The 20,137-nt window shown below is 49.8% G+C and carries 21 protein-coding genes; 15 read left to right on the forward strand and 6 right to left on the reverse strand.

What is annotated here, in order from left to right:
- Positions 1-9 precede the first annotated feature (9 nt).
- From NQ534_RS11440 to NQ534_RS11455, 4 genes are all read right to left on the reverse strand, one after another.
- The gene (locus NQ534_RS11440) at positions 10-1,443 is read right to left on the reverse strand and encodes a serine hydrolase (protein ID WP_006859858.1); all 1,434 of its coding nucleotides are present in this window, start codon (positions 1,441-1,443) and stop codon (positions 10-12) included.
- A 90-nt stretch (positions 1,444-1,533) separates the two neighbouring features.
- Positions 1,534-2,745: a PucR family transcriptional regulator gene (locus NQ534_RS11445; protein ID WP_006859859.1), complete on the reverse strand. Its 1,212-nt coding sequence runs from the start codon at positions 2,743-2,745 to the stop codon at positions 1,534-1,536.
- A 25-nt stretch (positions 2,746-2,770) separates the two neighbouring features.
- Positions 2,771-3,655 carry a LysR family transcriptional regulator gene (locus NQ534_RS11450; protein WP_006859860.1) on the reverse strand — a complete coding sequence of 295 codons (885 nt, stop codon included), beginning with the start codon at positions 3,653-3,655 and terminating at the stop codon, positions 2,771-2,773.
- Between the two features lie 39 nt (positions 3,656-3,694).
- Positions 3,695-4,573, reverse strand: coding sequence for a LysR family transcriptional regulator (locus NQ534_RS11455; RefSeq protein WP_006859861.1), 879 nt, complete (start codon positions 4,571-4,573; stop codon positions 3,695-3,697).
- Positions 4,574-4,779: 206 nt separating this feature from the next.
- On the opposite strand from NQ534_RS11455, the gene NQ534_RS11460 reads away from it, so the two are divergent.
- The 3 genes from NQ534_RS11460 to NQ534_RS11470 all read left to right on the forward strand — a co-directional run bounded on the left by NQ534_RS11460 (position 4,780) and on the right by NQ534_RS11470 (position 5,875).
- A complete protein-coding gene (locus NQ534_RS11460; protein ID WP_006859863.1) occupies positions 4,780-5,238 on the forward strand; it encodes a MarR family winged helix-turn-helix transcriptional regulator in 459 nt (152 codons plus the stop codon).
- A gap of 87 nt (positions 5,239-5,325) precedes the next feature.
- A complete protein-coding gene (locus NQ534_RS11465) occupies positions 5,326-5,478 on the forward strand; it encodes a hypothetical protein (RefSeq protein WP_006859864.1) in 153 nt (50 codons plus the stop codon).
- 64 nt (positions 5,479-5,542) lie between these two features.
- Positions 5,543-5,875 (forward strand): HEAT repeat domain-containing protein, encoded by a 333-nt coding sequence (locus tag NQ534_RS11470; protein ID WP_006859865.1) that lies wholly within the window; start codon positions 5,543-5,545, stop codon positions 5,873-5,875.
- Between the two features lie 77 nt (positions 5,876-5,952).
- On the opposite strand, the gene NQ534_RS11475 is transcribed toward NQ534_RS11470, so the two are convergent.
- Complete coding sequence (locus NQ534_RS11475) at positions 5,953-6,099, reverse strand: hypothetical protein (RefSeq protein ID WP_157200706.1); 147 nt, start codon at positions 6,097-6,099, stop codon at positions 5,953-5,955.
- Positions 6,100-6,285: 186 nt separating this feature from the next.
- On the opposite strand from NQ534_RS11475, the gene NQ534_RS11480 reads away from it, so the two are divergent.
- The 8 genes from NQ534_RS11480 (at position 6,286) to NQ534_RS11515 (ending at position 14,115) form a co-directional block, all read left to right on the forward strand.
- Positions 6,286-6,843 (forward strand): cob(I)yrinic acid a,c-diamide adenosyltransferase, encoded by a 558-nt coding sequence (locus NQ534_RS11480; protein ID WP_006859867.1) that lies wholly within the window; start codon positions 6,286-6,288, stop codon positions 6,841-6,843.
- Positions 6,844-7,022: 179 nt separating this feature from the next.
- Positions 7,023-8,240: a peptidase T gene (pepT, locus tag NQ534_RS11485; protein ID WP_040781353.1), complete on the forward strand. Its 1,218-nt coding sequence runs from the start codon at positions 7,023-7,025 to the stop codon at positions 8,238-8,240.
- A gap of 91 nt (positions 8,241-8,331) precedes the next feature.
- The gene (gene tadA / locus NQ534_RS11490; protein ID WP_006859871.1) at positions 8,332-8,832 is read left to right on the forward strand and encodes a tRNA adenosine(34) deaminase TadA; all 501 of its coding nucleotides are present in this window, start codon (positions 8,332-8,334) and stop codon (positions 8,830-8,832) included.
- A 124-nt stretch (positions 8,833-8,956) separates the two neighbouring features.
- Entirely contained in the window at positions 8,957-9,844 is an 888-nt protein-coding gene (locus tag NQ534_RS11495; protein ID WP_006859872.1) for a C39 family peptidase, read from the forward strand.
- Positions 9,834-10,601, forward strand: a complete 768-nt coding sequence (locus NQ534_RS11500; protein ID WP_006859873.1) for a C39 family peptidase — start codon at positions 9,834-9,836, stop codon at positions 10,599-10,601. Before NQ534_RS11495 ends, NQ534_RS11500 begins: the two co-directional genes overlap by 11 nt.
- Positions 10,602-10,708: 107 nt before the next feature.
- On the forward strand, positions 10,709-11,647 hold the full coding sequence (locus NQ534_RS11505; protein ID WP_006859874.1) for an AAA family ATPase: 939 nt from the start codon (positions 10,709-10,711) through the stop codon (positions 11,645-11,647).
- Between the two features lie 68 nt (positions 11,648-11,715).
- Positions 11,716-12,867, forward strand: a complete 1,152-nt coding sequence (locus NQ534_RS11510; RefSeq protein WP_006859875.1) for a DUF58 domain-containing protein — start codon at positions 11,716-11,718, stop codon at positions 12,865-12,867.
- 21 nt (positions 12,868-12,888) lie between these two features.
- Complete coding sequence (locus NQ534_RS11515) at positions 12,889-14,115, forward strand: hypothetical protein (RefSeq protein WP_006859876.1); 1,227 nt, start codon at positions 12,889-12,891, stop codon at positions 14,113-14,115.
- A 9-nt stretch (positions 14,116-14,124) separates the two neighbouring features.
- Here NQ534_RS11515 and NQ534_RS11520 read toward each other — a convergent pair whose 3' ends face one another.
- Positions 14,125-15,975 carry a sensor histidine kinase gene (locus NQ534_RS11520; protein ID WP_006859877.1) on the reverse strand — a complete coding sequence of 617 codons (1,851 nt, stop codon included), beginning with the start codon at positions 15,973-15,975 and terminating at the stop codon, positions 14,125-14,127.
- 189 nt (positions 15,976-16,164) lie between these two features.
- Here NQ534_RS11520 and NQ534_RS11525 point away from each other — a divergent pair, with 189 nt between their 5' ends.
- Genes NQ534_RS11525 through NQ534_RS11540 form a run of 4 tightly spaced genes read left to right on the forward strand, consistent with a single transcriptional unit; the run spans position 16,165 to position 20,130 of the window.
- On the forward strand, positions 16,165-17,106 hold the full coding sequence (locus NQ534_RS11525; protein ID WP_006859878.1) for a uroporphyrinogen decarboxylase family protein: 942 nt from the start codon (positions 16,165-16,167) through the stop codon (positions 17,104-17,106).
- A 27-nt stretch (positions 17,107-17,133) separates the two neighbouring features.
- On the forward strand, positions 17,134-18,372 hold the full coding sequence (locus NQ534_RS11530) for an ABC transporter substrate-binding protein (RefSeq protein ID WP_006859879.1): 1,239 nt from the start codon (positions 17,134-17,136) through the stop codon (positions 18,370-18,372).
- A 25-nt stretch (positions 18,373-18,397) separates the two neighbouring features.
- Positions 18,398-19,294, forward strand: coding sequence for a carbohydrate ABC transporter permease (locus NQ534_RS11535; RefSeq protein WP_006859880.1), 897 nt, complete (start codon positions 18,398-18,400; stop codon positions 19,292-19,294).
- Positions 19,291-20,130, forward strand: coding sequence for a carbohydrate ABC transporter permease (locus tag NQ534_RS11540; protein WP_006859881.1), 840 nt, complete (start codon positions 19,291-19,293; stop codon positions 20,128-20,130). The genes NQ534_RS11535 and NQ534_RS11540 overlap by 4 nt, the downstream gene beginning before the upstream one ends.
- Positions 20,131-20,137: the final 7 nt, after the last annotated feature.

Below are 20,137 nucleotides of genomic sequence, written 5' to 3' on the forward strand. Positions count from 1 at the left end.
CTCCTCTCGTTACTCTTCTGTTTCAACGGAGACTTCCGCCCATCCGTCGTCTGTCAAATCTACTGCAACGCTCCATTCTACTTCGCCGGAAGCGTTGTGAACGGCATAGGGAACCAGCAGCCCGTTTTCGGACGGTTCTGCGGAGGAATCCGTTTCTGTGAGAACATACGAAGCATTTTCCTGCGTGGGTTCCACGAGAACATACGGGTCACTTTCCTGTGCGGGTTCCACGAGAACATACGGAACATTTTCCTGTGCTGCATCCACAAGAACATACCGGTCACTTTCCGGCTCCGCTTCCACAAGAACATATTCGTCGGGATAGAGTGCATTTCCGCAAAAATAATTGTAAATCAGCCGCGTAACCTCGTGGATATGTTCCACGGCAGCGTCCGTATCGGTTAAATCAGTTGACATAATACAGAAGATATAATCGCCGTATGGCGTGTAAATGATTGCCGCGTCGTTTTCGGTGTCGTCCACCTCGCCGGTTTTGTGGGAGATGTGCACGCCTTCCGGAAGCCCGTCCGGAATTTTGTAATTTACCTGCTGACGGTTTAACAGTGTTTCGAAGCGGAAGGAATAAAAGTGCGAAACCAGCTCGCCGTTGTAAATCATTTCCAGCAGGCGTCCGCAGTCCGCCGGGGAGGTCATGTTGACGCGCCCGTCAGAGACCCAGAGAGACGGATCGGCGATGCCGTTTACCTGCTGCGTGCTGGAGAAGCCGTAACGCGCGATAAAATCATTTACCTTTGCAAGTCCGGTCTGGAAATCACCGCTTTCGTCGCACAGCTGGCGCACCAGTACATTGGAGGATTCGTTGTCGCTGACGGTAATCATGGCGTCCAGCGAGGACAGAATCGTATCCGTTTCCTGCAGATTGCCGAGAGCAATCTGCTCGTAAATAGCGCCCGCAATGTAGAGCTTAATCAGACTGGCGGATTCCATGCTGTGCTCGTTGATTTCCATCGTTCTGCCGGACGAGAGGTCCTTCAGATAAACGGACCAGTCCCCCTGATAAGAGGAGAGCATTTCTGTAATTTCCTCCTCCAGGGATGTCCACGAACGGCGCATGATCAGATTCCCGTTGACGGAATGAAGCTCATAGCCGCTGTTTGGCATGTAATTCGGAATGTTGTTCATACTGTTCAGGAAAAAAGAGCCGGTGTAAAGGAGCGGCGGCAGATTTCCAAAAGCCTCCAGCAGGTCCTCTCTTGTAAGAAGCCGCGCCGGAGTATCCGCGGATGAGCCGCTGTCTTCTTCTGCGGACCCGGAGGCATCCGCGGATGTCCGGGAGCGCAGATCGGGCCATTCCGACAGGACAGTGTCCGTCAGACCTTCGGCGGCGCTTTCTATGGCAAAAACGGACTGCAGCGGACCGGCGGCAAAAATAAGCGCACTCAGGGCGCAGCCGTACAATTTTGGCAGATTTCTTAAAAACATTGCGTTAATCCTCCCCTTTTCAGACCATACATAAAAATATCATACACGAAAGCGGTTTTTTTGTAAATAAAATAATTGGGGTGTCCGTGGTCAGGGGTTTAATAAACGCAGAATCCTCAGCGATAGCTGCAGGGAAAGGCAGGTTTCTTCGTCCTCGAAGGAAAAAGAAAACAGCTCCTCCATTTTGGAAATTCTGTAATACATGGAGTTTTTATGTACACACGCTTCTTTTGCCGCTTTGTTAATATTTTTTCCGCAATTCAGATAAATGATTAAGTCATTGAGATATTCCGTATGGTATTGCTGATCATAGGAGCGTATGGCAAGCACGACCGGGTCGCAGAGAAAATGCAAATCGATTTCTTTTTCGGCATACAGCAATAGCTGGTAGATTTTCAGGTTTTTGTACAAACACAGCCGCCCCTCCATTTTAATAAGACCGGCAATGCGGATGGAATCGGAAGCCTGCTGATAATAAACCGGAAGATTCTGCAGACCGGAAATGAGATTGCTGACGCCGATCCGGTAGTCGGTGCTCGTTTCGTAGCCGGAAAGATTCTTTTCCAGAAGATGATGTTCTATGACCGCCTCGGAGGTCAGCAGGATTAACTGGTTTTTATATACGATGCTCAGCGTGTCCGGGAGATTCTGTGCCAAATATTCCCGGATATAAAAAATACTGGTCTGTACCGTGCTGCTCAGAAAATCAATGATTACCAGATGCATCTGCGGCGGAAGATGAAGCTGCAGGCATTTCAGCCGCATCTGCAGCTCCTGTTCGTCTGTCAGATTCCCTTCCAGCAAATCGGCAAGCAGCGTATAGTACGGGATTTCGTAAGGCTTCGATATGCCTCTGTACAGCATTTCATACGAAATGACCTTGCACAGGAGAACCAGCAGATCATTATCCTCTGCGCAGAAATCACGCCTGCTTCCGTATATACAGACGTGTCCCAGCACATGGCTTCCGTCACGGATCCTGGCGGCCAGGAAAGGAAATTCCGCAAAAGAATATTTCCCGATAAGCGGCTCGTCCGTGGAATAGATTCTGGCAAAATCCCCGGTGCGCATAATCTGAATCATCTGTTCGGGGATGCTGTAATTGTAATTTTTTACATACTCCCAGAAATCATCGTATGTTGCATCATGGTCGCTATAGCATAAGATTTTATATCCCAGGTCGCAGATGAAGACAGAATTGCCGAAAAGCTCTGCGGCGGTATCGACGATGTGCTGCATACCGCACCGGTCAATTAATGCCTTCATCAGTTTCGTTTCTTTTTGTTCATAATTTTTATCCATGACAGTTACTCCTTAAATCATTTTATCACCTGGAAAACAGCTTTAAAAATTTGTCCAGCGCGGAGCTGGTATTACGTTTGTGATAAAAAACCCCGAATGAGAGCTCTATATTTTCGGAAAGAGGCACGGCGGCGTATTCCGGAGAATCCAGGGTCAGTATCTGCGGAAGCACGGAAATTCCAAAACCGGACGCGGCAAGACAGTGCGCAATCTCAATACTGTTGCAGTAAAGGATTTTGTCCGCGGCATGATGTCCGGACAGCCGCCGCTGGAAGGCGGAGGTGGAAAGCGGGGCGTTTAGCGGATTGCAGGCGATAATGGTCGTATCCTTTAAATCCTCCAGAGAAACGCTGTCCCGTCCGGCAAAGGGGTGCGTTTTCGGCATCAGGCATATCATCCTGTCCTTTTGCAGCTCGATAAAGTGGATGCTGGTTTTTTTAGGCATATTTTCTCTGTAATAAAAAAGAACATCTAATTTGTTCTCCAGAAAAAGATTCAGAACGATTTTATAGCCAGGACATTCGATATCCGGGCGGATATCCGGAAATTCAGAATGAAATCTTGTTAAAACCGGCGTCAAGAAAAAAAGCGCCGCGGGATTGCTCAGTCCGATGCGGATAGAATCAGAGTTTACATATTGCTTCTGCACGCGGGTGATGGCCGCCTCCGATTTCATGACGATATCTTTGGCGTCCTTATAAAAAGACATCCCGGAAGGCGTAAGCTCTACATGCCGGGTGGAACGGATGAAAAGCGCTACGCCAAGCTCGTGCTCCAGCGTGTTGATCTGCTTTGCGACTGCCGGCTGGGAGATGTAGAGCGCCTCGGCAGCTCTTGCAAAGCTCAGATTTTCGGCGACCAGGATAAAGCACTTTAAATTGTCGATGGTCATTTCATTGCCCCCTTTCATAACCGCCTGTTATGAATAATAGCATATTTTTCATGAGAATCAGCGGATTACGGTGTCGTTGATAATGGAGATAAATTTTTTCAGTATGCCGCCGGAAGAAGCGCTTTTGTAGAAAAAGCCATAGGAGAGCGGTTCTGTATTTTTCAGAGGAACGTAGCTTATTTCGGAAGTCATGTAATTCAGTCTGGGCAGCACAGAGCATCCGTATCCGGCTCTGATCAGCGTGAGAAGAACCTGCAGGCTTTCGCAGATATAGGTGCATTCCGGCGCAACATGCTGGCTGAGCTGCTCCCGGATAGCCACTGCCCTGGAGGGAATGGCATAGGAATCACAGATAATAATGCCTTCCGAATAGAGCTCCTGCACATCAATTTCTGACCTCCGGGCGAAAGGGTGTCCGTCTGGCAGCGCACAGCAGAGCGGGATTTTGATAAGCTCCTGGTAGATGATTTCATCCTTGAGCGGAATATCGTCTTTAAAACCAAACAGCAGCTCCAGCTCATTCTGATAAAAGAGATTCAGAATGGCGCGGTGGGGAATGACCCGTATAAACGGATGCAGCTCAGGCATCTGTTCCCGGCAGGGCTTCAGAACCTGACAGAGAAAGTCGAGAACGGCATCGTTTTCGCAGCCAATGGTTAATACCTGCACGTCGGAAGTATTGCTGCGCTGTATTTTTTCTGTGGCAAGCCTCAGTCTGCCCACAACGTTTTTGGCGTCTTCGAGAAAGCAGAGCCCGGCGGGCGTGAGCGTAACGGTTCTGGTCGTGCGGTGTAATAATTTCGTTCCCAGCTCTTCCTCCAGAGAGTGAATCTGGCGTGATACGGCGGACTGGGTGATGTTGAGGATTTCGGCGGCGCGCGCAAAATTCAGATTTTCCGCCACCTGGATAAAGCTTTCTAATTGTGCAGTATTCATTCTTCCTACCTCGATTAATGCGGTTTTGTCATTGATAATACCATTTATTCACTTCACTTTCAAGAAGAAATATGATTAAATATTCTTTGAAAGAAAATAGTTTGACTGTAAGTAGTTTGGCGGGGCTTCGTACAGAAGCCTGTTTTTTTACAAATATATCAGCACCCGGAGCAGACAGGTGCTGATACACGGGAGTGATAGGGAAAATGTCGGAAAAGCAATGTGCGGGCGCAGTCCTGGGACTGGCGAACCAGATTCGCAGAAAATTTAATATGATAACCGACAAAAATGCAACACAGACCCATATTCTGTATTTTCTTTTTCATGATGGCGCGTGCAGGAAAATCTATCAGAAGGATATAGAGGAGGCGCTGAACATCAAAAGCGCCAGTCTTTCCGTGCAGCTGAAAAAAATGGAGAAGAGCAATATGATTGCCCGCAGAAAGGTTTCCGGCGACGACCGGTTAAAGGAGGTCTGCCCGGCGCCGGCAGGCATCGCTTTAAAAGAGCAAATCAATGATGAAATCAATCTGCTGGAGGATATTCTGACGGAGGGAATCTGCAAAAAAGATTTGGACACATTTTATGATGTGGTACGGAAAATGTCCGAAAATATATCGTCCAATGAAAAAAACTATGTGCACAGGGGAGGCGGAAAACAGTGAAAGCATTGAAAACCAGCAAAACGCTGTAAAGAACAGAAAGTCTGACAGACAGAGAGTATACAGAGCAGAATAAAGGAGGAAAAAAGGATGAACAATCAGGAAAAAGTGCGGTTATTAAAACAGAGGCTTCAAAATCTGGAAATCAGCGGAAAAGAGAACGGAGGTGTGCAAAGAAGAATCCGGAGAGACATACGGAATCTGGAGAAGGGCATGACGGAGGAGGAACGCCGGAGCTGTTAAAGGAAGATGGTGCAGAAAAGCGCATCGCCGGAAGGAATAAGACAAGAAAGGGAAGGACAGAGAAATGGGAAAACTGGATAAGATTCAAAAATATGTAAAAAAGGGAAAGGCAGATAAGCTCGCTGCAATCGCTTACGAGAAAGATAAAGAAGCCCGCCTGGCGGCGATTGAAGGGCTTGGAGAGCTGATCAGCGATGAAAAAGCATTAAATACCCTGGTGGCGATACTGGAAGATGAGGACGCGGATGTCCGCAGAGCCGTTGCCACTGCCCTTGGAAAGTCAGAAGGAAGCTACGTGGAAACACAGTTGCGTTACTGTCTGGGACATGAAAAGGATGAGACGGTACTGGAGGCAGCAAGAAAATCCCTGGAAAGAATTAAAGAAAAGAAAGCATAAAGAGAAAGAAAAAGGCGGTTCACCAACGGGAGTGAGCCGCTTTTTTGTCTGCAAAATATTTCCGGTCAGGACAGGCTTTATTTTTTTCTGCCTGCCAAAAGAGATATAGCGGCAACAAGGCAGGCAACAAGAACATAGAAAAACCAGTCCGGGGCAAATATGCCGACTGCCAGCAATACGATAGCGATAATAATGAAAGTAACGGATAACGTGCTTCGTTTCATAATGGAACCCTCTCTGAAAAAAATCCCCTATATTAAATATAAGTATAGCAGATGGTGGAAGGCTTTTCAATTCCTGTTTTTTATGATAAGATAAAAGAAATTGTGTGAAAGCTTTGCGGGAAAGAGGGAAAAATGAGAGAGGGCTGCGAAAAAGCCTGCAGGGAGTTTTGAGGAAAATATAGAAGGATGAAGAAAGGGAGCGGGAAGATGGCGATTAAGACGACAGGACTGGTTCATATTTACTGTGGGGACGGCAAGGGAAAGACAACTACCGGCATGGGGCTGTGCGTGCGCGCGGCCGGATATGGCTACCGGGTTCTGATTTATCAGTTTATGAAGAATAACCGCACCAGCGAGCGGAAGGTGCTGGAAAAGGTGGAAAATATTACGATTGTGGATGGGCTGGAGGAAGAGAAATTCAGCTTTCAGATGACAGAGGAGGAGAAGCGCGAGCGGCGGCTGTTTTACGCGCAGCAGTTGAAGACAGTGACGGAAAAGGCGTGCAGGGAGCAGTTTGACGTTCTGTTTCTGGATGAGGTGATTTATACCATCCAGGCGGGATTGCTGGATGAAGCGCTGGTGCTTGAATTCCTGGACAATAAGCCGGAAAAGCTGGAGGTCATCCTTACCGGACAGGGACCGGATGAGGCGCTGCTGGAGCGGGCGGATTACGTTTCGGAAATCTGCATGAGAAAGCATCCGTTCCAGAAAGGGCAGCCGGCGCGGGACGGCATTGAGCGCTGAAAAATCCGCGGGTGTATGGCGGCGGCCTGCTTTCCTGCATAGCGGCGGCTGAAGAAAGGGCAGAAGCGATGACCAGGCGGCGGTTGGCGGTGCAGCAGTTGCAGGCGCTGGAAACAGTAAGTGTAAAGAATCTGCTGCAATCAGGAAAATGATTAATGAGAAGAAGACAGGAGGAAATTATGAGAGCATATAAGAGACTGTTAAACTATGTAAAGGTGCACACGACGAGCTGTGATGAGAGCGAGACGACGCCCTCGACGCAGCGTCAGTTTGATCTGGGGAACCAGCTTGTACAGGAAATGAAGGAGCTGGGGGTCAGCGATGTGCGCATCGATGAAAAATGCTATGTGTACGGCGTGATTCCGGCGACGCCGGGGAAGGAAGACGCTCCGGCAATCGGTTTTATCGCCCACATGGATACGGCGCCGGATTTTTCGGGTGAAAATGTAAACCCGCAGATAATCGAAAACTATGACGGCGGCGACGTGACGCTGGGCGGGGGAAGAGTGCTGTCAGTAAAGGATTTTCCACACCTTGCCGGTCTGCGCGGACGTACGCTGATTACGACGGATGGAACAACGCTTCTGGGCGCGGACGACAAGGCGGGCGTTGCCGAGATTATGACGCTGGCGCAGGAGCTTCTGGAGGGGAATCTTCCGCACGGAAAAATCTGCATCGGTTTTACGCCGGATGAGGAGGTCGGGCGAGGCGCCGATTTCTTTGATGTGGAGGGATTTGGCGCGCAGTTTGCCTATACAATGGACGGCGATGCGGAGAACCAGATCGAATATGAAAACTTCAACGCCTGCGGGGCAGAGGTTACTTTTAAGGGGTTTTCCGTGCATCCGGGAAGCAGCAAGGATACAATGATTAATGCTTCCCTGGTGGCGATGGAGTTTAACAATATGCTTCCGTCCGGCGATACGCCGCGCGACACCGAAGGATACGAGGGCTTTTTCCACCTCTGCAGCATGAGCGGCGACGTGTCGGACGCGAAGCTGGAATATATTGTGCGCGACCACAGCGCGGAAATGTTTGCGTGCCGGAAGGAAACGCTGCGGCACATTACAAAGCTGCTGCAGGAAAAATACGGCAGCGGTGTGGTGACGCTGAAAATTACAGAGCAGTACCGCAATATGAAAGAGAAGATCGAGCCGTGTATGCATCTTATTGAAAACGCAAAGCAGGCGATTACAGATGCCGGGATGGTGCCAGTCGAGGTTCCGATTCGCGGCGGCACAGACGGCGCAAGGCTTTCCTATATGGGGCTGCCCTGCCCGAACCTTGGAACCGGCGGTCACGCTTTTCATGGTCCGTATGAGCATATCACGGTGGAGGGCATGGACCTGGCGGTGGAAGTGATGAAGGGCATTGTGAAACGGTACGCAGAAATATGAGGAGCCGCATGCCTATTTGGTATGAGGAATATTCATCTGCTGCGGGACGACGGGAAATGTACACAAAACGGCGGCAGGGAGATACAGGCACATGGAAACAACAGACAGTAAAATTCATGAAAAATTTATGCGAGAGGCGATCCGGCAGGCAAAAAAGGCGTATGCGCTTGACGAGGTGCCGATTGGCTGCGTGATCGTGCAGGACGGAAAAATCATCGCGCGCGGCTATAACCGGCGCAATACCGATAAAAATACGCTCTCTCATGCCGAGCTGATTGCCATTAAAAAGGCGGCGAAAAAAACAGGCGACTGGCGCCTGGAGGGATGTACGATGTATATTACGCTGGAGCCCTGTCAGATGTGCGCCGGAGCGATGGTGCAGGCGCGCTTGACAGAGGCGGTCATCGGCAGCATGAATCCAAAAGCGGGCTGCGCCGGAAGCATCCTCAATATTCTGGAAATGCCGGAATTTAATCATCAGGTGCAGGTGACTCGCGGCGTGCTGGAGGAGGAGTGCAGCGAGCTGCTCAGCCGTTTTTTCCGGGAGCTGCGTCAGAAAAAAAGTGTTAAGAAATTGTTGGGAAAATCGTAAGCTTTTTACGAAAAAATTTAAAGAAGTTTCCTTCGCGGGTGCGGTATAATTTTTATGGGTCCCGGACGGTTCGGCTTCAGGAATTCCGGGACGAATGCGACACCCGGCATTACGGAGGAAATTTATGAGACAGAAGAGGAAAACAGATATGAAAATACCGGTTGCGCTCTGCGTTCTGATGGCGGCTTTTGTGATTTACGCGGAGGCATCAAAAACACAGACCGATTACGCAAAGGAAACGGCTGCGCAGACAGAGGTGCAGCAGACGGAGCTGGCTGCTGAAACAGAAGAGGTGCAGACGGAGACAGAGACGGAAGATTTGCTGAAGGATTATCCGGAAAGTCTTGTCGCATTTATGGAGAAATATCCGGAAGCGACGCAGTTTGTGCTGGATTATCCGAAATATAAGGATGTACATAATGAAATCGACATCAGCGGCGAGGTAAAAAAAGGAGAACTGCCGCTGTTTCTGCAGTGGGACGTGCGCTGGGGATACGAGCGGTATGGAAGTGATTTTCTGGCGGTGACCGGCTGCGGACCGACCTGCCTTTCTATGGTGCAGTGCGGACTGAGCGGAGAAACCATCTGGAATCCCTACGAGGTGGCGAAGATGGCGGAGCAGGAGGGCTACTATGTCAACGGGGAGGGTTCCTCCTGGGACCTGATGAGCGCCGGGGCAGAAAAGCTGGGGCTGCAGGTATACAGCGTGACGCTGAGCGAGGAGGATATCACCGATACACTGCGCAGCGGGAAGCCGGTCATCTGCTCCGTCAGAGCGGGAGATTTTACGGACAGCGGTCATTTTATCGTGCTTGCGGGGGTCAACGCGGACGGAAGCATTAAGGTCAACGACCCAAACAGCAGAATAAACAGCGAAAAGAGCTGGGACATCGGGCGGATTCTGCCGCAGATTAAAGGAATGTGGGCGTACAGCTTTGGTGATACGGAAGAAGAGGAAACGCTTTATGCGGACGAGACGGGAGAGGGTACCGGAGAGTACCGTGGATATTAGAAAAAACAGAAAAAAACGCGGAAGAGGGCGCCGGAGGCGGCTTTTGTTTCTGGTACTGGGTGCGGTTCTGGTGATAGCGGCGGTCTTTGCCGTGCGCTCCAGGAAAAAGCAGAGCACGGTTCCCGCCTGGATACCGATGGAAGGGGAATATCCGGTCAGTATGCTGGAATTTATGGAGAAATATCCGCAGGCAACTGACTTTGTCATGGCTTTTCCGGAAAAGAAGGATCTGCATCCCAAAATCGACATTACCGAAGATGTCCGGCAGGGCGGCGTACCGCTGTTTCTGCAGTGGGATGAGCGCTGGGGCTACGAAATCTACGGGGATGATTTTCTCGGCGTGAACGGGTGCGGACCGACGAGCCTTTCTATGGTGCAGTGCGGACTGAGCGGGGATACGAAGTGGAATCCTTACGAGGTGGCAAAAATGGCGGATGAAAACGGCTATTATGTGAGCGGCGTCGGCTCCTCCTGGGAGCTGATGGACGCCGGAGCGCGGCAGATGGGACTGCAGGTCTCTGAGGTGCCCTTCAGCGCGGAGGGGATTGTGGATACACTGAGGTCCGGCAGGCTGATTATCTGTTCAATGGGACCGGGAGAATTCACCTATTCCGGTCACTTTGTCGTCCTCACCGGGGTGGATGATGACGGACGGATTTTCCTGAACGATTCCAACAGCCGCGAGCGCAGCCAGCAGACCTGGGATGCGGATTATCTGCTGTCACAGGCGGTCGCCATGTGGGCGTACAGCTATTGACGGGGACGGCAATGCTGAAAGTGGACGTTACATGGGTGTATAATTATTAAAGGCGCGGCAGGATGCGTCGGACATTCCGGTGCGGAGACAGAGATAAGAGGACATATATGGAAATAATCAGACATTTGAAAGAAAATATTGCAAAGGTAATGATAGGCAACGAGCGCACGACGGAGCTGGTGCTTGCCTGTGTGCTTGCAAAGGGGCATGTGCTTCTGCAGGATGTGCCGGGCACGGGAAAGACGATGCTGGCGAAGTCGCTGGCAAAGTCCATTGATGCGGATTTTGGCAGAATCCAGTTTACGCCGGATATGCTGCCGTCGGATATCACCGGGTTGAATTATTTTGACGCAAAGAGCGGAGAATTTGTGTTTGCGAAGGGACCGGTGTTCTGCAATATTCTGCTGGCGGATGAGATTAACCGGGCGACGCCGAAGACACAGAGCAGTCTTTTGGAATGCATGGCGGAGCGGCAGGTGACGGTGGACGGCACAACGCGCGTTCTGGAAGAGCCGTTTCTGGTGATCGCGACGCAGAATCCGCTGGAAACGCTGGGCACGTTTCCGCTGCCGGAGGCGCAGAAGGACCGTTTTCTCATGCAGATTTCAATGGAGGACCTGACGCCGCCTCTGGAGCAGAGCCTGCTGGAGCGTTTTCTGGCGGGGCATCCGCTGGAGGAGCTGGAGCCGGTCTGTGAGAAAAAGGATATTGCAGAGCTGCAGATGCGGTGCAGCGGAGTTTATATCCATGAGGACCTGCTGAAGTACATGATCCGTCTGGTACATGCGACGCGGGAGAATCCGCAGGTGGAGCATGGTGTCAGTCCGCGGGGCTCACTTGCGTTTGCACGGGCGGCGCAGGCGTTTGCGATGGTGCAGGGCAGAGATTATGTGGTGCCGGAGGATATCAAGACCGTGGCGGTTCCGGTTCTGGCGCATCGTCTCGGACTGTCCGCGGCGGAGGACAGCGACCGGGCGCGGGCACAGGTGATACGGGAGCTGCTTTCCAGGGTGCCGCTGCCGACGGAGGAGTGGAGCAGACGGTGAAAGACGGTTTCTGACAGGATATACTGCCTGCAGAGGAGTGGAACAAACGGTAAGAGGACGGTTGCGCGATGCTGCTGATAATGCTGTTTTTAGGCGTGGGAATCGCCTGGTGGCTGCAAAAGAATATATACCGGCGTCTCTGGAGCCGGAAGCTGGAGACGACTGTTTCCTTTGAACGGAAAGCTGTTTTCGAGGGAGAGACCTCCGCATTGCGGGAAGAAATTACGAATGGAAAGCTGCTTCCGCTTCCGGCGTTGGAGGTGCGCCTTTCCATGAGCCGGAATCTGGAATTTTCCAGCGAAGCGAAGGATAATTCCAGCATTTCGGACCTTTCGTATAAGAGGGATATTTTTTCGCTTTTCGGGCGGCAGAAAATCGTGCGCACGCTCCCCTTTGTGTGCAGAAAACGCGGATTTTACCGCATTCAGAGGGCGGGAGTGATTGGCTATGATTTCTTTTTTAACGAAGCCGGGTATCTGGATGCAGAGCAGGATACACAGCTTTTTGTGTATCCGCGCCCGGTGGACACGGCGCGTATCCGTCCGGTCTGCCGTGCCATTTCCGGGATGGTGCTCTCCAGAAACCGTCTTTATCCGGATCCGTTTGAATTTTCCGGTCTTAGGGAATACCGCCCGACAGACCCCATGAATACCATTAACTGGAAAGCGTCGGCAAAGAGCGGCGGTCTGATGGTCAACCAGTATGATTCCACCACCAGCATTCATCTGACGATTCTCCTGGATATTGCAGACGAGGGTATCTGGAAATACGGGGAGCTGACGGAGGAGAGCATCCGCATTGCGGCATCGCTGTGCGCGCGTCTGGCGGCGCAGAATATGGAGCTGGACATCCTCAGTAACGGCATTTGCGTTTATCCGGGTGAGGAGGAGCGGCAGGAGGCGTTTGCCATGCATCTGAAGGCGGGCAGCGGTCAGATGCCGGAGCTGAATCGCGCTCTGGCGTGCATGGATACCCGGAAGGCGGCGTGCTCCGCCGCAGAGCTGATATCTGTGGAAGCGGCAAAGCGCCGGAGAGAGCATATCTATCTGCTGATTTCCAAAAACCAGAGCGGAGTGCTGCTGCACGACCTGCGCGCCCTGGCGGGAAATGACAACCAGATTCTGTGGATCGTGCCGCTGCATCCGGCGATGGAGCTGACGCTGGAACGGGCGGCGGGAATCGGGATTATGCGGTGGGATACGCAAAGGGCACAGAATTAGGGGAAAGCGGGAGGTGACGACATGAAGCTGCGCAGCAATTACGTGACGACCGGAATAGCGTGCCTGCACGCCGTTCTCTTATTTGCGGGCTGTTATGTCATCGTACCTGCGGTTCTGGGAATGGAACCGGCGCAGACCTGGCGTTATTTTGCCGGCAGCCTGTGGCTTATGGTGCCGGTCGCTCTCAGCCTGCTCTGCATCCGGAAAATAAAACAGCCGCTGCTTTATCTGCTGGCGGGCGCGGTGGTCACTGCGGGGATGAAGCTGCTTTCCGGCAGTCTGCTGACGGGCGTTCTGACGGCGTTTATCTTTTTAATGCGTGGGTATACGCGTATCAGAAAGGGGAAGTTGAAGAGCATGCTGAAGGAAATGCCGAACGCGCAGGAGGAGCAGCTTGACAGAGAGCTGCGGGAAATGCCGTCGCTGCTGGATGCGCCGCAGGCGCAGCACTGGCTTATCTTTGCCGTTTATTATGTGATTTTATTGTGTCTGAAAAAAGAAGAGCTTCTGAAATGGATTTTATATATGGCGGTCGCCGATGTTTTTCTGGTATTTGTCTCGGAATACCTGTCTTCGCTGCGCATCTTTCTGGAGGAACATGAAAAAATAGCCAACCTTCCCAAAAGAAGTGTAAAAAAAGCGGGACAGATGCTGCTTGCACTTATGCTGCCGCTGCTTTTTGCATTTGTGCTGCCTTCCCTGCTTTCCGGAAAGGAGCCGCTTGCGGAGCTGGAATTTGAAATCAGCGGGGCTCCCGCTGTGCAGGAAACAGAAGCGTTCCCGCAGGCCGATGGTGCCGCCGGGAACGATTGGATGAATATGCTCCGCGAGGATGTGCCGGAGACTCCCGCCTGGATGGAAGCGCTGTCTGCGGCGCTGATGTGGATTTTAATGGCAATTATCCTCGCCTTCTGCGTAGTGCTGCTTTACCGCCTGTGCAGGCAGGTTATGAAATCCTTTGCCGCGGGCGGGGACGATAAGGTGTATTTTTCAGAGGACAGTGAAGAAGAGCAGGTGCAATCTGTGCCGCGCCGGAAAAGACGTCTGCGGCAGCCGCGAACGGACGCGGGCTGGAAAATCCGCAGACAATATAAAAAAGCCATCAAAAAGCATATGCCCGGAATGCCGGGCGGCTGGGAAACGCCCGGCGAACTGGAAGAAAAAGCAAACGTACAGACAGAGGCGGTTTCAGAAGAACTGCATGAGCTGTACGAAAAGGCGCGTTATGGAAGAAATGAAAGGGGATAGTCCTCCCGGTTACGGAAGAGCCGGAGGACTATCCTCTGTATTTACAGAGGTTATATGTACCGGTGACGGCAGCGTTACGTCGATGATGGTTCCTTCGCCGGGACTGCTTTCCAGATACAGACCGCAGGAAGAACCAAAGTAACTGCGCAGCCTCTGACTGACATTTTTCAGTCCGATGGAATGATGCCCGGAGGAGGATTCGACCGGTATTTTTTCATCACACCGGCATTCTTCATTTAGGTGCGCCAGCTTTTCGGGAGGGATCCCCTGCCCGTTATCTGCAACAAAAAGATGGAGAACCCGGTCATCCATCTGGCAGGTAATACTGATGTAGCATCCTGTTTCCATCGAGGAAAAACCGTGCTCGATACAGTTTTCGATTAAAGGCTGCAGGACGAACACAGGCGTTTCGATTTCAAGATATTCCGGCGGAATCTGGATATCCAGCGTAAATTTACCCGGAAAACGAAGGTTCTGTATTGTCATGTAGCGTTTGACCTGACAGAGCTCTTCCTTAAGCGGCGCTACCGGAAACTTTTCCAGATTATAGCGGATTAAGTCGGACATACAGAGCGCAATCGTTTCAATCTCCGGCACATTATGAAGATTTGCCAGAGACTTAATACTATTCAGCGTGTTGTACAGAAAATGATGATTAATCTGAAACTGGAGCATCTGGATTTTTAACTGCTGTTTTCCAAGCTCCGTTTCATAGTTCTGCTGCAGGCTGCGCATGAGACGTCTGCACAGAGAATTAAAGCTGCGCACAAGCCGCAAAAGCTCCTGGTTAGAACCGCAGGCTTTTTCATCAATAAGACCGCCATCCTCCGGATTGAGCGAATCAATGGAGGCGCAGAGACGGGAAACCGGGCGTGTCAGCGTTCTGGACAGGATAGCGGAAAGCAGAAGACCGAGCAATGCGCAGAGAAGAAACGCACTGAAATGGGCAGCCAGATTTTCACGGTACGCAAGAGAAATAGCATCGTTATTGACGAGCTGGATAAGACGCCATTTGGTGGTGGCATTTACGCAGCCGCTGACAGCATAGTCGCTCTGTCCGTCGCTGAGCTGTAATTGTGCGTCAGACGTATCATTCATTTCTTCCAGAGAGCTGCTGAAAGCCGAGATATCCGCCAAAAGCGCAGAGCTGCTCTCATCCTGTGCGAAGGACGGACTGGAGGAATAAATCAGTTCATTTTCCGTGTTGTAAATGAGAAAAGTATGGTCTGTCAGCTGGGAAGAATCGAAAATATCTGCAATCGGACGAAAATCAATTTCGCAGTAGCAGACACCGATTTCGCTGTAATTATAGCCATCATAAACGATTTTAATCATTGGCAGAAGCGTTTTTCCGTTAGAGCGTTCCTGCAGCGGCGCAAAGTAAGTGTGATTGGAGGATTCTCTGGCGGCAGGAGCCCAGTTACGTATATTTTCTTCGATAGTCTGCTGCTGCTGGTAACTGTTTACGTTGTATTCAAAAAAATAACCGTGGCGGTTTTCAAATACACAGGTTATCAGTGCGGAATTCAGACGGTTGGTCAGCTTAAAAACATCGCGGAAACGCGTGGAATCCTGTGCATAGACGAGATACTGGTCCGTATAGTCCGTAATCATGGCTTTGTAAATATCGTTATTTAATAAAGGCATCGTGGTAATTTTGCCTGCATCGGACAGGAGCGTATCCAGCGTAAGGTCCATCTGGGAAAGCATGGCGGAGGAAGCGCTGTGGTATTCCTGGGAAATCCGGGATGATGTTTTATTGGAAGCCCAGACGCTCAGAAGAATCGAAGGCAGAACAATAAGCAGAACCGAGGATAAAAAAATCTGGGTCTGAAAGGAGAGAGCCTTTATTTTTTTCATATGAATTCCAATTCCTTTCTGTAAAAAAACAATATGTTTCTGATTCTCCCATCATAGCATGAAAAGAAATGAAAAGATAGAAAAAAGAACGAATATAAGATAAGTTCTATTTTTTATTCAAGATTTTTTCTATTTTTATGAAAAGGCTTTTGTTACTATTGCATTATCAAATACAGGGAGGTGCAGGGAATGACCCGGAAAGAACGAGTAAGAGCGGTAATGAACAGGCAGCCGGCAGATTATGTCCCGGCCGGCTTCTGGTTTCATTATAAGCCGGATTACAGCGTACAGGAAATGATAGATGCTCATATGAAGCTCTATCGTGAGACCGGTGCGGATGTCATCAAAATCATGCAGGACTACATGTACCCGGTTAAAGGGACAATTACATGCGCGGACGACTGGTATCATATCAGCGTCGGAGGAACGGATTCCGAAGAATTTAAAAAGCTGGAGGCTGTTATCAGAGGAATCCGTCAGGAGGCAGGCGAAGATGTTCTGCTGTTTCAGACCATGTTCGGACCTTTTAAGGCGGCGTCGATTGCATTCGGGGATGACGTATTAATGAAATACAGTAAAGAAGCCCCGGAAGCGGTGAGCGCCGGAATAAAAATCATTGCGGATGCGCTGGAAGAATGGGCGCGCGGCTATCTGAACGCCGGAGCGGACGGCATTTACTATTCTGCGCAGTTCGGAGAAGAGGGAAGATTTACAAAGACAGAATGGGAAACGCTGGTGAAACCGTATGATTTGCAGATTCTGCAGGTAGCGCAGCAGGCGGAGGAGAAATACAACATTTTACATATCTGCGGCGAGCCGGAATATCATTTCCGCACGCATGTGGACTGGTTTGCGGATTATCCGGCAGACCTTGTAAACTGGTCAGTAAAGGATAACGGATATAGTCTTGAAAAGGGACGCGAAACGTTTTCCTGCGCGATTCTTGGCGGAATGAATAACAAGGGAAATATTTTAAATGGTCCGGTAGAAGCGATTGAAGAAGAGGTAAAGGAAATTCTGGATGCGTTTGGGACAACCGGCATTATGATTGGAGCGGACTGTACCATCCAGGGGGAAAATATCAGACCAGAATATATTAAAGCGGCAGTGGATGCGGCACATCAATATTAAAAGGAAAGTGTGAAAGGAGAAAACGATATGAAGAAAATTACATTGGCAGTATGCGCGGCAATGGCGGCATGCATGATTCCGGGAGCAGCAGTAATGGCGGAGGAGCCGCTTAAAATTGAATTTTTCCAGCAGAAGTCAGAGGAGGGACCGCAGAAAGGATATCAGACGCTTATAGACCAGTTTAATGCGGAAAATCCGGATGTTGTTATTGAGATGAATACGGTGCCGGACCCAGGTACGGTACTTACCTCCAGAATATCTTCCGGTGACATTCCGGTTATCTTCAGCGATTATCCGACGCAGACACAGTTCCGTCAGAAGGTGGCAAACGGATACGTGCAGGATTTATCTTCCCAGGATTTTCTGAGCAATGTTAATGAGAGCTCGCTGGAGATGACGAAACAGGAGGACGGCGGGTATTATGCGCTTCCATATACGCGTAATTACGTCGGCGTATATTATAATAAGCAGATTTTTGCGGATAATGGTCTGGAGATTCCGAAAACATGGGAGGAATTTATTGCTGTCTGCGACAAGCTTAAGGAGGCAGGAATTACACCGTTAGGTCTGCATGGCAAAGACCCTGGACGCGTTGGTCACGATTTCCAGTGCTCACTGGTTGCCTGGGCTCCGGATGGGGTGGAGATATTTGAAAAAGCGGCTGCAGGAGAAACCAAAATTGAGGATGAACCGGAAATCAGAACGGTGTTTGAGAAAATGGCGACGCTTCTTTCCTATGCAAATGAAGATGCGCTGGCGCTTTCGGATACAAACTGCTATGAGAATTTTGTAAACGGACAGTATGCGATGTGCATTACCGGTTCCTATGCGCGCGGCACGATTGCGTCCATTAAACCGGATTTGGAGACCGGCGTATTCCCGCTTCCTAACGACACCTACGAGGATACAAAATGCCTGTCCGGTATTGACGCGGCAATCTGCGTTTCCGCGCAGGCAAGCGATGAAGAAAAAGAGGCGGCATATCGCTTTTTAAGCTTCCTGGCAGAAACAGAGAGTGCACAGACCTTCTGCGATTATGACGGTGCGCCCTCCTGCATCAACGGAGTGGTAAATGATGATGAGGGCATTGCGCCGATGACAGAGATTATCAATGCAGGACAGACGCATGACTGGATGGCTTCTACGATTGACAACAATATTATTACAGATTTGTACAACGTAGTGCAGGGCTTCTGGGCAGATAAGGATGTAGACAGTGTTCTGAAGAATCTGGATGCGTCTATTGCAGTGACAAGCGCGCAGTAAACATATCTGCGCCACTGGAGGCATTATGAAAAGTGGAACAAGAGCAGGAAAGAAACGGCTGTCCGGAAGAGTGACATTTTTTCTGTTTACAATTATTCCGGTAGCATTGTATACATTTTTTTATGTAGTATCAGTGGTAAACGGTGTCCGCTACAGCTTTACAAACTGGGATGGAGTTTCTAAGACATATGATTTTGTTGGCTGGAAAAATTATGTGAATCTGATGAAGAATCCTTATTTCTGGAATTCAGTGAAAACGACGGTAATCTACAGCGTTCTTCTGGTCATAGGCGTGATAGGGCTTTCGCTTTTGCTGGCGCTTTCGCTGAATTCGCTGAAGCGGTTCAAGACACTGATAAAATCTATTTATTTTGTGCCGGCTATGATTGGCGGGATTACCATTTCACTAATCTGGGACCAGATATATTACCGGGTAGTTCCGGTGATTGGAAAAGCACTTGGCATCGGGTGGCTGTCTAACAGCCCCCTGATGTCGACGGAAACAGCACTGCCTGCAGTTGTGATTGTGCAAATCTGGCAGGCAGTTGCTCTTCCGACCGTTATTTTTATTGCCGGACTACAGCAGATTCCGGATGAGCAGTATGAATCCGCCAAAATAGACGGGGCAACGGCATTTCAGCGGTTTCGCTATATTACGATGCCGTATCTGCTGCCGACAGTGACCGTCAATCTTGTGCTGACAATTAAACAGGGCTTTACTTCTTTTGACTTCCCGTTTGCGATGACGGGCGGCGGACCTGTCCGCTCGACAGAAGTAATTGGTATTCTGATATATAATGATGCATTTAAAAACATGCGGTTCTCGGTGGCGAACGCGGAATCCTGCATATTATTTGTAATTGTGGCTTTTTTCTCGCTTACACAGCTGAAGCTGACAAGTAAAGGAGGGGTGCGCGAATGAGACAGAAAAAAGACGGACGTATCTGGTACTGGCTCAGAAATCTGCTATTGCTGGCAGGGCTGGTAATGATATTATTCCCTCTCTGGCTGGTAGTTATAAATTCTTTCAAACCTCTTGAGGAGGCCAGTGCAAACTTTTTCGCGCTGCCCAAAAGCATTAACTTTCAGAATTACCTGGAACTATTTACAAACAGTAACTACTGGATTTATCTTAAAAACTCCATTATAATAACAGTAACGTCTGTTGCGCTGATTTTGATTTTTGTTCCGTCGGTATCTTACGCAATCGCGCGGAACTTTGAGAGACGGTATTACAAAGCGGTGTATTATTATCTGCTGATGGGACTGTTTATTCCCTCGCAGGTTATTTTACTTCCGGTGACAAAGATGATGTCAAACCTGAATCTGCTGAATCATCAGGGACTGATTATTTTGTATGCGGCATTCAGCCTGACACAGGGTGTATTTCTTTTTGTAAATTATATCCGGGGACTTCCTTATGAAATTGAGGAGTCGGCGCAGATGGACGGATGCAGTGTTTTCCAGACCTATGTAAGGATTGTGCTGCCGCTGGTAAAGCCAATGATTTCCACGATTCTGATCATGGATGTTTTGTGGATATGGAATGATTTTATGCTGCCGCTGCTGATTCTGAACCGCTCACAGTCAATCTGGACGCTGCCGCTGTTTCAGTATAATTTTAAGACAGAATATTCCTTTGATTATACGATGGCATTTACGGCGTATCTGCTGGCTATGCTGCCGATGCTGATTGTTTATTGTATGGGGCAGAAATATATTGTAAAGGGACTGACAGCGGGTTCCGTAAAGGGCTGATTGTGCA

This window comes from Marvinbryantia formatexigens DSM 14469, assembly GCF_025148285.1.
GTDB lineage: Bacteria > Bacillota > Clostridia > Lachnospirales > Lachnospiraceae > Marvinbryantia > Marvinbryantia formatexigens.